The organism is Rhodococcus sp. WB9, from assembly GCF_007558985.1.
Classification (GTDB): Bacteria; Actinomycetota; Actinomycetes; order Mycobacteriales; family Mycobacteriaceae; genus Rhodococcus_F; species Rhodococcus_F opacus.
Genome location: NZ_CP041769.1, coordinates 7453145 through 7468264, shown reverse-complemented (window position 1 = coordinate 7468264; position 15120 = coordinate 7453145). Strand labels below are relative to the sequence as shown.

Here is a 15120-nt window from a genome sequence, read left to right as displayed (position 1 = left end):
ATGGCGACGCTAGACGTGGTCCTCGTGACCGGAGCGAACGGCGGACTCGGAACGGAGTTCGTCGACCAGGCACTGGCCCGAGGCGCACGGAAGGTGTATGCGACGGCTCGCCGCCCGCGCGGGTGGGACGATCCTCGCGTGGTGCCGCTCGTCGTCGACGTTACTGATCCGTCGTCGATCGCCGCCGCGGCAGGGGTCGCGACAGACGTGACACTGGTGGTGAACAACGCCGGTTCATCCAACGGTGCCACTGTGCTGAAAGATTCCCCCGACTTGCGGGAGTTGTTCGAAGTCAACCTTTTCGGGCCTCTCGCGGTCGCGAATGCATTCGTACCGGCGCTTGCGGCCAATGGCGGCGGCGCGTTGATCAACGTGCTCTCTGTGCTCTCCTGGCTCGGTATCGGCGATGGCTACAGCGCCACCAAGGCCGCACTGTGGTCGGCCACCAACACCCAACGCATCGCGCTTTCCGCCGACGGCATCCTCGTTACCGCACTCCATCTCGGTTTCACGGACACTCCCATGACCGCAGGCCTCGATGTGCCCAAGAACAACCCCTCCGACGTCGTCCGCCAGGCATACGACGGCGTACTCGCCGGGGCATACGAAGTACTCGCCGACGAGGTCTCTCGGCAGGTCAAGGCCAGTCTTGCAGGGCCCATCGAGGCGCTCTACCCGCAATTGGCACAACGCTGACGCTGCGGGCAAGGAAGGCCCGAAGGCAGTTGTACAAGATCCGATTCGGCGAAGGAAGTCTGGGGCGCAGTCATGCCGGTGGCATGCCTGTGTGATCGCTTCGGAGGAGATGGAATGAACGCGAAGTTCGATGATTTTATCGACGAGAAGGGCCATATCAGGCTCGACTCGGGAAGCACGCTGGTCGACTACGTCCAGCGGCACACCCGGGAGAACTCGGACGAGTTGGCATACCGCTACATCGATTATTCGCGGGACCGAGACGGCGAAGCGCAGGAGCTGACCTGGGAACAGTTCGGCCACCGGTTGCGGGCCGTCGCGGCGCGCCTCCAGCAGGTCACCAAGCCCGGCGATCGTGTCGCGGTCCTGGCGCCGCAGGGTCTCGACTACGTCATCTCCTTCTTTGCCGCCATCCACGCCGGAACGATCTCGGTGCCGCTGTTCGACCCCGACGAACCCGGCCACACCGACCGTCTGCACGCCGTTCTCGGTGACTGCACGCCTGCCGCCATCCTCACGGCCACCTCCTCCGCCGCGGGTGTTCGGCAGTTCTTCCGGTCCCTCCCGGCCGCCGAGCGTCCCCGCATCATCGCCGTCGACGCCATCCCGGACAGCGTCGGCGAGTCCTGGGTGCGCCCTGAGATCGATCTCGACGACATCGCGTATCTGCAGTACACGTCCGGTTCCACCCGTGTGCCCGCCGGTGTGGAGATCACGCACCGCGCCGTCGGCACGAACGCGCTGCAGATGGTCGACTCCATCGAGCTCAACGAGAACTCGCGTGGCGTCACGTGGCTGCCGCTGTTCCACGACATGGGTCTGCTGACGGTCATCCTGCCCGCCCTGGGCGGCAAGTACATCACCATCATGAGTCCGCGCGCGTTCGTGCAGCGGCCGTACCGGTGGATCAAGGAACTGGCAGCGGTGTCCGACGGTGCGGGCACGTTCGCGGCCGCACCGAACTTCGCGTTCGAGCACGCGGCCGCCCGCGGTCTGCCGAAGAACGGTGAGAGCCTCGATCTGAGCAACGTGATCGGCCTGATCAACGGCAGCGAGCCGGTGACCACGTCGTCGATGCGCAAGTTCAACGAGGCGTTCGCGCCGTACGGGCTGCCGAAGACGGCGATCAAGCCGTCGTACGGCATGGCCGAGGCCACCTTGTTCGTGTCCTCCACCCGGCACTCGGACGAGGCCCGCGTCATCTACGTCGATCGTGACGAGCTCAACGCCGGTCGCGTCGTGAAGGTGGACCAGGACGCCGAGAACGCCATTCCGCAGGTGTCCTGCGGGTACGTGGCGCGCAGCCAGTGGGCTGCCATCGTGGACCCGGAGTCGCGCATCGAGCAGCCCGACGACCGGGTCGGTGAGATCTGGTTGCACGGCGAGAACATCGGCATCGGGTACTGGGGTCGTACCGACGAGACCGCCGAGACGTTCCACAACAAGCTCACCAACCGGCTCGCCGAGGGCAGCCACGCGGAGGGCACGCCCGAGGACGCCAACTGGATGCGGACCGGCGACTACGGCGTGTATATCGACGGTGAGTTGTTCATCACGGGCCGCGTCAAGGACCTCGTGATCGTCGACGGCCGCAACCATTACCCGCAGGACCTCGAGTACTCGGCGCAGGAGGCGAGCACCGCGCTGCGCCCCGGTTTCGTCGCCGCGTTCGCGGTCCCGGCGAACCAGCTGCCCGCCGTTGTGTTCGAGAACACGCACTCGGGTCTGAATTACGACGCGGGCGACTCCTCCGAGCAGCTCGTGATCGTGGCCGAGCGCGCACCGGGTGCGGGCAAGGCCGACCCCCAGCCGATCGCGGACACGGTGCGGGCGGCGTTGTCGAGCAGGCACGGGGTCACCGCGCGCGACATCTTGCTGGTGCCCGCGGGCTCGATTCCTCGTACGTCGAGCGGCAAGATCGCCCGCCGCGCGTGCAAGGCGAGCTACATCGAAGGCACCCTGCGCGGCGGATACACGCAGACGGCCTTCCCCGATAGCGTTTCCGAATAGTCCACTTCCTGACGGGTCAGCAGGGCCGGGCCGGTTGTGCGACGCGCACCGTGACGCGGTCACGGCCATTGCGGTGACACCTGTCGCGTCGAGGTCGACGCGGACCCACTGCGGTGCAGGAGCACCGGCGTACGCCTGTCACCGTCCCGCCCGGCCAGCGCTGCGGCCGTGTACCGCAGACCCGACGGAAACCGCCAGCCAAACACGGCCACCCGCTGCGGGACTGGTGAGCGCTATGCCTTTACCTTTCCATGCTCTCCAGCATCGAGACACGGATGCAGCGCGATGACCGCCACCGTAGATCTTCACGATACCGCGGAAACCCCTGCCCTCATGCGCATTTAGCTGGGATAGATGGTGCCGACTGCCAAATTCCGAGAAGTTACTTGCATGATGGAAGTGACTAGGGTTACATTTGACTTCCGAACCGCAGGCGAGGATCACCGCGCGGATCGCCCTGACCGCCGGCGGACAGGGCGCCGACGGCCGCCATCAGGGCGGCCGACTACTCGCTGTCAATCGATGAGGTGCAACATGAGTTCTTCCGTGAGCGATCGAGCTGTCCAGCAGTACCTTTCGGTCCAGATACCGACCCAGTACGTCGAGGTCGACGGCGTCCGCTACGCCTATCGGGAGGTGGGACAGGACCGGCACCGGGACACGGCGCCGTTGGTTTTCCTGCACCGCTTCCGGGGAACGCTCGACGACTGGGATCCGGCGTTCGTCGACGCCGTGGCCGAGCACCGGCACGTCATTCTGTTCAGTGATGCCGCGGTGGGTTCGTCCACCGGGTCTGCGGCCACCAGCGTGGACGAAAAGGCCGCGAACGCTGCGTCTTTCGTTCGGGCGCTCGGGCATGACGTCGTGGACGTGCTCGGATTCTCCATGGGCGGCTTCGTGGCGCAGGCTTTCGCGATGCGCGAACCCACACTGGTCCGCAGCGTTGTCCTCGTCGGCACCGGTCCGGGCGGCAACGCCGAGACCGACCCGCACACCGACATTGTCTTCGACATCGCCCTCAAACCCGAATACTCCTTCGAAGACATCCGCTACCTGTTCTTCGCCGACGGTCGCGATACCGAAACCCAGGCCTACATCGACCGCCACGCCCTGCGGACCGACCGCGAACCGCTCGTCGCACCGGCGACCATCCAGGCGATGGCCGGGCTGATCATGGACTTCATGGGCGGCAAGACCGACCATTACGCCCGACTCGGCACGCTGCACCAACCGACGCTCATCGTCTCCGGGGACGACGATCACTTCTTCCCCGTCAAGAACCAGTGGCTGCTCTACCGGGAGCTGCCCGACGCTCAGCTGGCGGTCTACCCCCAGGCCGGACACGCACCACACCAGCAGCACCCCGATGCCGTCGCGGCGCAAGTCACACGGTTCCTGCACGTGCGGGACACGGCAGCATCTCGATGACGAGCTACAGCAGCCTGTACGAGAGTTGGCGTGCGGATCCACTGGGTTTCTGGGGCAAGCAGGCGGCAAGTATCGACTGGGACACCCCGTGGACCGCGGTATTCGACGGGGACACCGGTCCGTACGGCCGGTGGTTCCCCGGCGGCCGGTTGAACACCAGCTACAACTGTCTCGATCGTCACGTCGAGGCGGGCGCCGGCGACCGGCTCGCCCTCGTCTGGGACAGTGCGATGACCGGCGAGAGCGCAAGTTACACCTACCGTGAAATGCGTGACCATGTCGCGAAAGTGGCTGGTGCGCTGGCGGCCGTGGGCGTCGTCCGCGGCGATCGCGTCGTGATCTATATGCCGATGGTGCCCGACGCGGCGATTGCCATGCTGGCGTGCGCCAGGCTGGGGGCAGTCCATTCGGTTGTGTTCGGCGGCTTCGCCGCGTCCGAACTCGCCGCGCGGATCGATGCCACCGAGCCACGCGTGATCATCGCCGCGTCATGCGGTGTGGAGCCGGGCCGAGTGGTCGCCTACAAGCCGGTACTCGATGCCGCATTGCTCCAGGCGCGACACCGCCCCGAGGCCTGTTTCGTGCTGCAGCGCCCGCAGTCGATCGCCGAGCTCCACCCGGGCCGCGACCACGATCTGCTGGCCGCAGCGGCGGCGGCCCGCCCACACCCCCCGGTGCCGGTCGTGGCCACGGACCCGCTGTACATCCTGCACACGTCGGGCACGACAGGACGGCCGAAGGGCGTCGTGCGGGACAACGGCGGGCACGCCGTGGCGCTCGCGGCGTCAATCCCGACGATCTTCGGGTTGCAGGCCGGTGACGTCTTATGGGCGGCATCGGATGTCGGCTGGGTGGTCGGTCACTCGTATATCGTCTATGCGCCTCTGCTGGCGGGTCTGACGACGGTCATGTACGAGGGCAAGCCGATCGGCACCCCGGACGCCGGCGCGTTCTGGAACGTGATCGCCCGGCACCAAGTGAATGTCCTGTTCACCGCGCCGACGGCGATTCGCGCGATCAGGCGGCAGGACCCGGAGCTCGAGCTGATGAACCGGTACGACATCTCCTCTCTCCGTGCGGTCTTCCTGGCCGGCGAGCGGTGCGACCCACCGACCGCGACATGGCTGCAGACCCGGATCGACCGGCCCGTCATCGACAACTGGTGGCAGACCGAAACAGGCTGGCCGATCACCGCGCGCTTCCGCGGGGGCGAACTGACGCCGTTCAAGCCCGGCTCGGGAGGCCGGCCGAGTCCGGGTTTCGAGATCCGGGCGCTCGACGACGACGGCGTACCGCTGCCGGCTGGTGAGACCGGCAACCTCGCACTGCGGCTACCGCTGCCACCCGGGTGCGCCCCGACCCTGTGGGGCGACGACGACGGGTACCGCACGTCGTACCTGGACGATTTTCCCGGTTGGTACCGCACCGGCGACGCCGGATATCTCGACGCGGACGGGGACGTGTGGGTCCTGGGTCGCACCGACGACATCATCAACGTTGCGGGGCATCGGCTTTCGACCGGCGCGATGGAAGAGGTGCTCGCCGCGCATCCCGATGTGGCCGAATGCGCGGTGATCGGTGTCTCCGACCCGCTCAAAGGGGAGTCGCCGGTGGGCCTGGTCGTGCTCAAGACCGCGGTGAGTCGCGATCCGGAGACCGTCGTCAGCGAGCTGGTCGACATGGTCCGCAGCCAGATCGGGGCTGTGGCCGCCTTCCGCACCGCAGTGGTGGTCGACCAACTTCCCAAGACGCGGTCCGGGAAAATCCTGCGCCGGACGCTGCGCAACCTGGCCAACGGCGAACCCGTTCAGGTGCCGCCGACGATCGAAGACGCGAGTGTGCTGGATCGGCTCCGCGACACCTTCCCGGCATCCCGGCCCGCGTCGGTCCACTAACGCCCGACAACCCCCAAGACGGCCCCGACCCCCGGGTCCGCTCACCCCGGACGAACCCACGGATCTTTGTCAACGTCACCGTGCCGTGTCGTCCCAACCATAAGGAGACTGCAAAATGGGACGAGTTGACGGGAAAGTCGCCTTCATCACCGGCGCAGCCCGCGGTCAGGGCCGCAGCCACGCCCTGCTGCTCGCCGAGCAGGGCGCCGACATCATCGCCTTGGACATGTGCAAACCGCTCGCGTCGGCTCGCTACGAACTGGCGTCGCCGAACGACCTCGCCGATACCCGCAAATCGGTCGAGGCCCTCGGCCGACGTTGCATCAGCGTCGAGGCCGACGTGCGTGACGAGGACCAACTCGCGGAAGCAATCCGCGAGGGCGTAGCGGAGATCGGCCCGATCGACATCGTGATCGCGAACGCCGGCGTCGCCCTCTTCGCCGTCGACGAGGCGCACGAGGCCTGGCAAGACACGATCGACATCAACCTCACAGGCGTCTTCAACACGTTGGAGGCTGTGGTGCCCTCCATGATCGCGCGGGGTCAGGGCGGAGCCATCGTGCTGACCAGCTCCACCGCCGGCCTGCGCGGCATTCTCGGTCCGTCCCGGGCCGCGCTCGGCTATGTCGCCTCCAAGCACGGCCTGGTCGGGTTGATGCGCTCGTACGCCAATAACCTTGCTGCACATTCGATTCGTGTGAACACGGTGAACCCGTCCGGTGTGGAGACGCCGATGATCACCGCCGCCTCGATGATCGGCTTCGTCGAAGCGAACCAGCACCTCGCAGCCGACATAACCAACCCCATGCCAGTCGAGTTGCTCCCCTGCCAGGACGTCAGCAACGCCGTCCTCTACCTGGTCTCGGACGACGGCCGCTACATCACCGGCACGACCTTGTCCGTCGACGCGGGCTTCAACAACAAGAATTGAGGAGACAAATATGACCGGACGTGTCGAGGGCAAGGTTGCCTTCATCACCGGCGCCGCTCGTGGACAGGGCCGCGCGCACGCCGCGCGGCTGGCGTCGGAAGGCGCCGACATCATCGCCGTAGACCTGTGCGGGGACATCGATTCGGTGCCCTACCCGCTGGCCACCGACACCGACCTCAAGGAGACGGTGCGCCTGGTCGAGAGCCTCGGCCGACGGATTCTCGCAACCCGTGCCGATGTGCGCGACCTCGCCGCACTCGAGGCGGCGGTCGCCACCGGCGTCGCGGAGTTCGGGCGCCTCGACATCGCCGTGGCCAACGCCGGCATCCTGTCGGCGGCGCCCACCGAGGCTCTCGCGGAGCAAAGCTGGCAGGACATGATCGATGTGAATCTCACCGGGGTCTACCACGCAGCCAAGGCCGCGATCCCGCACATCCGAGCGGGCGGCGGAGGTGGGGCGATCATCCTCACCAGCTCCGCCGTGGGCATCCGCGCCATGCCCAATCTCCCGCACTACGTCGCCGCGAAGGCCGGCGTGATCGGGCTGATGCGGGCCATGTCGCTCGAGCTCGCCGTCGAGAAGATCCGCGTCAACACCGTCAACCCCAGCATCGCGGACACGCTCATGGTGCAGAACAGCGCCGTACATCGGCTCTTCGTCCCCGACGTCGAAGATCCGACCCGCGAGCAGGCCGCGGAGGCGTTCGCCACCCTCAACCCGATGCCGACGCCCTGGGTCGATGCCGAGGACGTCGCGAACGCGGTGCTGTTCCTCGCATCGGACGAGGCACGGTACGTGACCGGGCTCGAGATGAAAATCGACGCCGGATTCTGCCTGGCCTGACTCCGGGCGACACCATCCCATCAATGTATGACCAGTATGTGAAAGGAAATCTGTGGTGAGAGCAGTACAGATCGTGAAAGACGAATCCGGACAACGCGCAGAACTGACCGAGATCGCCGACTACGACATCGGCGAGGGCGACGTAACCATCGCGGTCGACTACTCGGCGGTGAACTTCAAAGACGGACTCGGCGTGACGGGTATCGTTCCGGTCGTCCAGCGGTTCCCCATCGTCGCCGGCATCGACCTGGCCGGCACCGTCGTGGAAGCCCCCACCGGGTCGGGCTTCGCGCCGGGCGACGCCGTCGCGGTGAACGGCTGGGGTCTCGCGGTCGACCACAACGGCGGGTTCGCCACGCGTGCACGAGTGCCGTCGGCCTGGCTGACCAGGATCCCCGCCCGGTTCACCACCTGGCAGGCCATGGCGATCGGGACAGCCGGGTACACAGCGGCCCTCAGTGTCGCCGCGCTCCAGCGCCGCGGAGTCACCCCGAGTCAAGGACCGGTCCTGGTGACCGGCGCCGCCGGCGGTGTCGGCTCGGTGGCCATCGCCCTGCTGGCCGCACTCGGGCACGAGGTGCACGCCTCGACCGGGCGACCGAATGAAGAGGCCTACCTACGTAACCTGGGAGCCCAGGAGATCATCGCCCGATCCGAATTGAGCGAACCTTCCGAGGCCGCACTCGGCGCCGAGCGGTGGGCAGCGGCGGTCGACACCGTCGGCAGCCACACGCTGGTGAATGTCCTGGCGCAGATCCACTACGGCGGCACGGTGGCGAACTGCGGACTCGCCCAAGGACTCGACCTCCCCGGCTCGGTCGCGCCGTTCATCCTGCGATCCGTCACGCTCGTCGGGATCGACTCCGTCAACGCCCCCGCAGGCAGCCGAGACGAAGCATGGACTCTGCTGGACAAGCATCTCGACGACGCGCAGCTCGAGAAGATGACCACCACGATCCCGCTCGACCAGGCCGCGGCGGTGGCACAACAGGTGCTCTCCGGAACCATCCGCGGACGAACCGTGGTGGACGTCAACGCCTAAACCTGTCCGAAATATCCAACGGGACGGCGAGCGGTCTCGGGGTACGTACCACTCGCCGTCCCGTTCAACAGTTCCACCACCGATGCTCCCCTCCGACAGCGTGTTTCCACCGTCGAGGGCCCCTAGTCCAGGCGTGGGATATGCGTCTTGACGTGCAGCGCAAGAACGGCCGGCTTTCGTAGCCCTCACTGTGGCGAGAACGCCAACAGTTCCGCAATCCGGAAGCCACCCGTGCGCGCAAACATCCTGACGCCGAGACGGAGCGCCTCATCGCGTTCGCCAGTATGTGGGCACCCTACGGAGGCGCTACCGAGGAAATCCTTATCCACTTCGGAATGACCACCCGCCGTTTCATCGAACGATTGTGGCAGGTCGTCCCCGAATCGAACTGTCGCCAAGACGAGATACGAAGCTTATCGAGCGCATATCCGCGCAACCGTGCGAACGAGAGACTACTCACCCGATCCGTGAGTCCGTCGGCGATCCGTCACGTACGCGGCCCAGGCGACTGACGGCTCGACATGTCCAAAGACCTTGCGGATAGGTCGGAGCAAGGAAGGATGTGGAACAGACGTAACGACAATGACATTCTCGACTTTGCGCTTCGCTGGGAGCCGATTGGGGGACCTGCTCCGGAAAATGTTGCGGCCGCCTTCGCAATCGATATACGGGAGTACAACCATAGGCTCGGAGGTGGTGCGAGATCCCAGTTGACCCGACTGCAGCACGGGGTCACCTCACCCGAGCGCATCTATGGGTCGTCCGCCATTTCAGCGTTCCAGATCTCCGTAAGAGCCTGTCATCGGACCTGACTGGGTCTGCTCGTTGCTCGTTGACAACTCGACTGTCAAATTGCTTGTCCCGCGCCGCACCAGCCAGATCTGTCGCCACACCCTGCCCGATGTTGCGTCGGCAGGCTCCCAGGGCTCTGTCGGCAGGCTCTGGCTATACGCGCTCCGAACGCCCGTCCGTCGTCCATGGCCATCCGGGACCATCCTCAACGTGCCGCGGCAGAGGCAACCCCGAACGGGCTGCCGCAACAGCGGCGTCCCGCGTGGCGCGTTCAGGCCGTGACCTCGTTGCGCCGAGCGAGCACGGCCCGCAACCGATCATCGGCGGAGGGGCCGGGCTGAAAGCTCGTGTGCTCGTCATCGAGCGGATCGCCCGTGGATCGGTCAATCAGCAGCGGTTCAACGTCGGCACCCGACTCTTTGTGCACCAGACGGACGTTGGGCGTTTCGGGCGGGAAGTTCTCGCTACCCCAGGCATAGAGTGCTATCAGCACGGGTCGGAACGTTCGTCCGGACTCGGTCAGGACGTACTCGTGTCTCGGAGGACGTTCGCTGTAGCGACGACGCTCGAGCAGGCCCGCCTCGACGAGGACCCCGAGCCGACGAGACAGGGAGTTGGTCGAAATCCCGAGGCTTTTCTGGAACTGATCGAAACGGGTGATGCCGTGCGTGGCGTCGCGCAGGATGAGAATGCTCCACCAGTCGCCCACCCGCTCGAGCGAGAGCGCGATCGGGCAATCCATGTCCCGGAAACTGGTACGTTCCATAATGGAAGTATACCGCCAGGGTCCGCTAGCTGCCCACTCCATACCCGAGGGTGACGACCCATTCAGTCCACCCCACATCCCACGGGACCAAGTCAAGCCGAGCGCCCTGGCGTACATCTCGGGGGATCGGCCACCATGATCCGGTCCGCCGGGGTAGGGCGCACAGCCTCATGCAGGCGGGCGGCGTTGCCGAACTGGTGCCGGTCAGGTTGCAGGTATTGGGCCCTGCCAGGGGTGATCTCACCACGAGGGAGTTCGTCACACCCACGCCGGAGGTGGGCGGCTACGTGCCACCGCCGGCCTACTCGTAACGAGACGGCGCGCCATGCCGGCCGATGATCGGGCCGGTGTTTCGACCTGGCATCGACGTCCGCGAGGCGCCGGGCCCATCCGGGCCACCGCCCGCGCCCGCCCCCACGTAACCGTCTAGGCCGGTCGCGCCGCAGCTCCAACGGGACGCGCGAGTTGCAATAATAGTATTGATTACTACTTTATTTTAAAGTAGTGTGCTGTCGAGTCCGCATCCCGAAGGAGCACACCGTGACCTCCCTGCACGAACCCCTGACCCTGCCCAACGGCCAGGTGCTGCCCAACCGGATCATGAAATCCGCGTTGAGCGAGGCGCTCGGTGACAAGACCAATTCCCCAGACCACCGGCTCGAACAGCTCTACCGAACGTGGCGTGAGGGCGGATACGGACTGATCGTCACCGGAAATGTCATGATCGATCGCCGGCAGCTCGGCGAGCCTGGCAACGTCGCGATCGAGGACGACCGGGACTTGGATGCACTGTCGCGGTGGGCCAAGACCACCCAGGACGCCGGCGTCCCGATCTGGGTGCAACTCAATCACCCCGGCCGCCAGTCCAACCCGCTCGCCCTCGGCCATACCCCCGTGGCCCCGAGCCCTATCCCGCTCGACTTCCCCGGCGCCACCACCCCGCGCGAGCTGACCTCCACCGAGATCGAGGACATCATCGAGCGCTTCGCCAACGCGGCCGCTGTGTGCGAAGCGGCCGGTTTCGACGGCGTGCAGGTGCACGGCGCCCACGGCTACCTCGTCGCACAATTCCTCTCGCCCCTGTCGAACCAGCGGACCGACGAGTGGGGAGGCGACCCGGAACGCCGCATGCGTTTCGTGCTCGAGGTCGTCCGCCGCATCCGGTCCCGCGTCTCGCCCGGCTTCGCAGTCGGCATCAAACTCAACTCGGCCGACTTCCAGCGTGGAGGCTTCACCGAGGAGGAATCCCGCGGCGTCCTCGCCGCGCTGGCCCTCGAAGGCATCGACCTGATCGAGGTCAGCGGCGGCAGCTACGAATCTCCCGCGATGATGGGCACCGCAGCGGCGTCCACCCGGGCCCGCGAGGCCTACTTCCTCGAATACGCCCGCACCGTCCGCACCCTGGTGGGTGACATCCCACTGGCGGTCACCGGCGGCTTCCGGTCACGGACCGCGATGGACAACGCCATCGAGGGCGGCGAATGCGATGTCGTCGGCATCGGCCGCCCTACCGCCACCACCCCCGGCTCCGCAGAGGTGATCCTCGCCGGACGCGCACCTGCCCTCGTCGCCCACCAGGTGCGCTTCGGCATGCGCCGTGTGCTCGGCAAAATCGCCGACCTCAAAGCGCTCGACGGCCTGCTCGACCTGAGCTGGCACACCGACCAGCTGCACCGCCTCGGCGCCGGACTCGCGCCCGACCCGAACCGTGGACGTCTCACCACCACCGTCGCCATGGTGCGACGCAACGGCCGGACGTCCTTCCGGTCCAGGCGCGGATGAAGCAAAGGAGTGTCATGTTGAACTTGTCGATCCTTCTCGAAGACTCCGCCCGCAGGTATCCCGCCCGTGACGCACTGGTGCTCGGCGACACCCGGTTCACCTACGCGCAGGTCGACGCCGCCGCCAACCAGGTCGCCAACCTCCTGGTCGAACGCGGCATCCAGCCCGGCGACAAGGTTGCGCTGAGCTGCCCGAATCAGCCCTGGTTCCCGATCGTCTACTACGGCGTCCTCAAGGCCGGTGCGGTCGTCGTCCCCCTCAACATCCTCCTCAAGGGCCGCGAGGTCGCCTACCACCTCGCCGACGCCGATGCGGTCGCGTACTTCTGCTTCGAAGGCACACCCGACCTGCCTATCGGCACCGAGGGACACACCGGATTCCGGGAGTCGGCCGCCGAGCACTTCTTCCTGATCACCGCGGACCCCACGGCACCGAGCCCGATCGAGGGCGTCGAGACACTGGGCCAGGCGCTGGCGGAACAGCCCACGTCCTTCGAGTCCGTCGTCACCGAGCCCACCGACACCGCGATCATCCTGTACACCAGTGGGACCACCGGGCAGGCCAAGGGCGCCGAACTGTCGCACGCGAACACGATGCTGAACACCCTCACCCTCAACCGACTCTTCAACAACCAACCGGCCGGCGACACCCACGTCCTCACCCTTCCGCTCTTCCACACCTTCGGCGCAACGGTGCAGATGCACGCCGGCTTCTCCATGGCGGCTACGCTGCTCCTGGTTCCACGTTTCGACGCGCAGCAGGTGATCGGACTCATGCAGAAGGAGGACGTCACCTTCTTCGCCGGGGTACCGACCATGTGGTGGGCGTTGCTCGATGCGCTCACCGACGAGGTCGACGTCGACCGGATCGCCGGAAATCTGCGCGTCGGAGTCTCGGGCGGGGCCAGCCTTCCGCTCGAGATCATCACCCGGGTCAAGGAGCGGCTCGGCGTCCAGATCCTCGAGGGCTACGGCCTCTCGGAGACCTCCCCGGTCGTGACGTTCAGCGACCCGGACCGGGAACCGCGGGCGGGCTCGATCGGCGTCCCCATCTGGGGTGTGGAGTGCAAACTCGTCGACGACGATTGGAACGAGATCACAGACGACGGCTCAGGCAGTGCGATCGGGGAGATCGCGATCAAGGGCCACAACGTCATGAAGGGCTACTACGGACGCCCCGAGGCCAGTGCCGAAGTGATCAGGGACGGCTGGTTTCGCTCCGGCGACCTCGCCCGCAGAGACGCGGACGGCTTCTACTACATCGTCGACCGCTCCAAGGACATGATCATCCGCGGAGGCTTCAACGTGTATCCGCGGGAGATCGAAGAGGTGCTGATGACCCACCCCGACGTCAGCCTCGCGACCGTGGTCGGCGTACCGCACGAGAGCCACGGCGAGGAGGTCAAGGCATTCGTCATCCTCAATCCCGGCGCTCACACCACCGACCACGAACTGGTCGCCTGGGGACGAGAACAGATGGCCGGCTACAAGTACCCCCGCATCGTCGAGATCGTGACGTCGTTACCGATGACCGCCACCGGCAAGATTCTCAAGCGCGAGCTCAGCTCGCGCCCTACCAGCGACCGTGCCGCCCACTAGATTAGCGCGCTACCCACCGAAGGAGGTCGACCAGAAGCGAGACGACCTCCTTCGGTGCTGCACCGTTCGCCCGATCCAGTTGTTTCGGATCACTCCGGGGTCGAATGCATCCATCTCGGAGCAGCGGCGCTTTCCGGAGCCCTTCTCCATGAACGCGTCGTAGGTGGGATCTGTAGGGGGGCGCGGTCGCCTTCAGGATCAGATCGGATATCCACCCCAAGCGGGATGAATGAGCGGATCCCGAGGCTGAAAGCCCTAATGTGCAGTCCGGTGGTCCGAGCGATGGACGTGTTTGGTAGGCATATTGTTCGCGCTCGAGGCCCTCCTTCGCGGTCGGGAGAGACGCCGGTCGGGGCGACGCCCACGCCGCCCGTCACCTTGTCGCACTCGCTCATGAGCAATGACGACGAATGTCCGGATCGTGCTGGGTGACACCGTAGAGCTGGCCCCAGGGCACCCTCGCGGTCCGGGACGGAAACGGCTGCGGAAACGCAGCATTCCGCGGGTGAGTCACCGACGTGTCACCTGGCACTGGGAAATTCCCACCGAATAACGGCGGCGAGGTCACCGTCGTCATTCTCGCGACAAGTGCCGACTTGGTTCACCGCACCACACCAGGTGGGCGTATTCTCGCCGGTGGCCTCTGCTAGCGGGCCTGAAATCAGCTCGCCGACACTCCTACGCCGTCGAGGGCGTACACGCGAAGGAACTCGTCCAGATCCGCGGCGGTGGCGTCGACGACGAGGACGCCGGACGCCATGGCGTCGGCCACGGTGGTCTCCTCGTTCACCACGGACAGTAATGTCGAGAGATCGGTCGCGAGCCGTACTTTCGGCGTTGTGGGAGCGGCACCCGGCCGAAGCACCACGCCATTAGATGAGGGACCGATCCAGGCGGACTCCTCGCCGACGTCGAACTGGACCACCCCACCGAAGCGGGCGACGGCGTCTGGGTCGGCGCGCGCGAACATGCCCTGGATGATCCACTCCGCACGAGTCATGTCCGCATCATCGAACCCCGCCCCGTGCCGCAGTCCCCAGGCCGCCAACTGACCCAACATCGGACGCAGTTCTTCGCCCGCGCCGGTCAGTGCATAGGCCGGGACCGATACCGGCGGAGGCAGCACGATCCGTTCGATCACCCCGGCCTCTTCCAGGCTCTTGAGGCGGCTTGCGAGAAGGTTGGTGCCGATGCCCGGCAAACCCGCCGCCAGATCCTTGTATCTGCGCGGACCCATTCCCAGGTCGCGCATGATGAGCAGGGTCCACCGCTCGCCGAGGAGGTCGAGCGCACGAGCGAGACCGCAGTTCTGGCCGTACGTTCGAGAATTCATTCC

At 66.2% G+C, this 15120-nt stretch carries 11 protein-coding genes; 9 read left to right on the top strand and 2 right to left on the bottom strand.

The window, feature by feature from the left end; all coding sequences use genetic code 11:
- The 7 genes from FND50_RS34860 (at position 1) to FND50_RS34830 (ending at position 8846) form a co-directional block, all read left to right on the top strand.
- Positions 1-696 carry an SDR family oxidoreductase gene (locus FND50_RS34860; protein ID WP_144288779.1) on the top strand — a complete coding sequence of 232 codons (696 nt, stop codon included), beginning with the start codon at positions 1-3 and terminating at the stop codon, positions 694-696.
- Positions 697-810: 114 nt separating this feature from the next.
- Positions 811-2706, top strand: a complete 1896-nt coding sequence (gene fadD32 / locus FND50_RS34855; protein ID WP_144284664.1) for a long-chain-fatty-acid--AMP ligase FadD32 — start codon at positions 811-813, stop codon at positions 2704-2706.
- Positions 2707-3240: 534 nt separating this feature from the next.
- Positions 3241-4134 carry an alpha/beta fold hydrolase gene (locus FND50_RS34850; protein ID WP_186301203.1) on the top strand — a complete coding sequence of 298 codons (894 nt, stop codon included), beginning with the start codon at positions 3241-3243 and terminating at the stop codon, positions 4132-4134.
- Positions 4131-6029 carry an AMP-binding protein gene (locus FND50_RS34845; protein WP_144288777.1) on the top strand — a complete coding sequence of 633 codons (1899 nt, stop codon included), beginning with the start codon at positions 4131-4133 and terminating at the stop codon, positions 6027-6029. Before FND50_RS34850 ends, FND50_RS34845 begins: the two co-directional genes overlap by 4 nt.
- 115 nt (positions 6030-6144) lie before the next feature.
- Positions 6145-6960, top strand: a complete 816-nt coding sequence (locus tag FND50_RS34840) for a mycofactocin-coupled SDR family oxidoreductase (RefSeq protein WP_144288776.1) — start codon at positions 6145-6147, stop codon at positions 6958-6960.
- A 10-nt stretch (positions 6961-6970) separates the two neighbouring features.
- Positions 6971-7804 (top strand): mycofactocin-coupled SDR family oxidoreductase, encoded by an 834-nt coding sequence (locus tag FND50_RS34835; protein WP_144288775.1) that lies wholly within the window; start codon positions 6971-6973, stop codon positions 7802-7804.
- Positions 7805-7859: 55 nt separating this feature from the next.
- Positions 7860-8846 carry an MDR family oxidoreductase gene (locus FND50_RS34830; RefSeq protein WP_144288774.1) on the top strand — a complete coding sequence of 329 codons (987 nt, stop codon included), beginning with the start codon at positions 7860-7862 and terminating at the stop codon, positions 8844-8846.
- Between the two features lie 1063 nt (positions 8847-9909).
- Here FND50_RS34830 and FND50_RS34820 read toward each other — a convergent pair.
- Positions 9910-10404, bottom strand: a complete 495-nt coding sequence (locus FND50_RS34820) for a helix-turn-helix domain-containing protein (RefSeq protein WP_144288772.1) — start codon at positions 10402-10404, stop codon at positions 9910-9912.
- Positions 10405-10944: 540 nt separating this feature from the next.
- Here FND50_RS34820 and FND50_RS34815 point away from each other — a divergent pair.
- Positions 10945-12186: an NADH:flavin oxidoreductase/NADH oxidase family protein gene (locus tag FND50_RS34815; protein WP_144288771.1), complete on the top strand. Its 1242-nt coding sequence runs from the start codon at positions 10945-10947 to the stop codon at positions 12184-12186.
- Positions 12187-12200: 14 nt separating this feature from the next.
- A complete protein-coding gene (locus FND50_RS34810; protein WP_144288770.1) occupies positions 12201-13784 on the top strand; it encodes a long-chain fatty acid--CoA ligase in 1584 nt (527 codons plus the stop codon).
- Between the two features lie 661 nt (positions 13785-14445).
- On the opposite strand, the gene FND50_RS34805 is transcribed toward FND50_RS34810, so the two are convergent.
- Positions 14446-15117, bottom strand: coding sequence for a helix-turn-helix domain-containing protein (locus FND50_RS34805; protein ID WP_186301201.1), 672 nt, complete (start codon positions 15115-15117; stop codon positions 14446-14448).
- Positions 15118-15120: the final 3 nt, after the last annotated feature.

What these genes read in the sequence shown, in the direction of transcription:
- FND50_RS34840 (WP_144288776.1), top strand. Translation starts at nt 6,145, where the DNA reads ATGGGACGAGTTGACGGGAAAGTCGCCTTCATCACCGGCGCAGCCCGC.
- FND50_RS34835 (WP_144288775.1), top strand. Translation starts at nt 6,971, where the DNA reads ATGACCGGACGTGTCGAGGGCAAGGTTGCCTTCATCACCGGCGCCGCT.
- FND50_RS34805 (WP_186301201.1), bottom strand. Translation starts at nt 15,117, where the DNA reads ATGAATTCTCGAACGTACGGCCAGAACTGCGGTCTCGCTCGTGCGCTC.
- FND50_RS34845 (WP_144288777.1), top strand. Translation starts at nt 4,131, where the DNA reads ATGACGAGCTACAGCAGCCTGTACGAGAGTTGGCGTGCGGATCCACTG.
- FND50_RS34860 (WP_144288779.1), top strand. Translation starts at nt 1, where the DNA reads ATGGCGACGCTAGACGTGGTCCTCGTGACCGGAGCGAACGGCGGACTC.
- FND50_RS34820 (WP_144288772.1), bottom strand. Translation starts at nt 10,404, where the DNA reads ATGGAACGTACCAGTTTCCGGGACATGGATTGCCCGATCGCGCTCTCG.
- FND50_RS34810 (WP_144288770.1), top strand. Translation starts at nt 12,201, where the DNA reads ATGTTGAACTTGTCGATCCTTCTCGAAGACTCCGCCCGCAGGTATCCC.
- FND50_RS34850 (WP_186301203.1), top strand. Translation starts at nt 3,241, where the DNA reads ATGAGTTCTTCCGTGAGCGATCGAGCTGTCCAGCAGTACCTTTCGGTC.
- fadD32 (WP_144284664.1), top strand. Translation starts at nt 811, where the DNA reads ATGAACGCGAAGTTCGATGATTTTATCGACGAGAAGGGCCATATCAGG.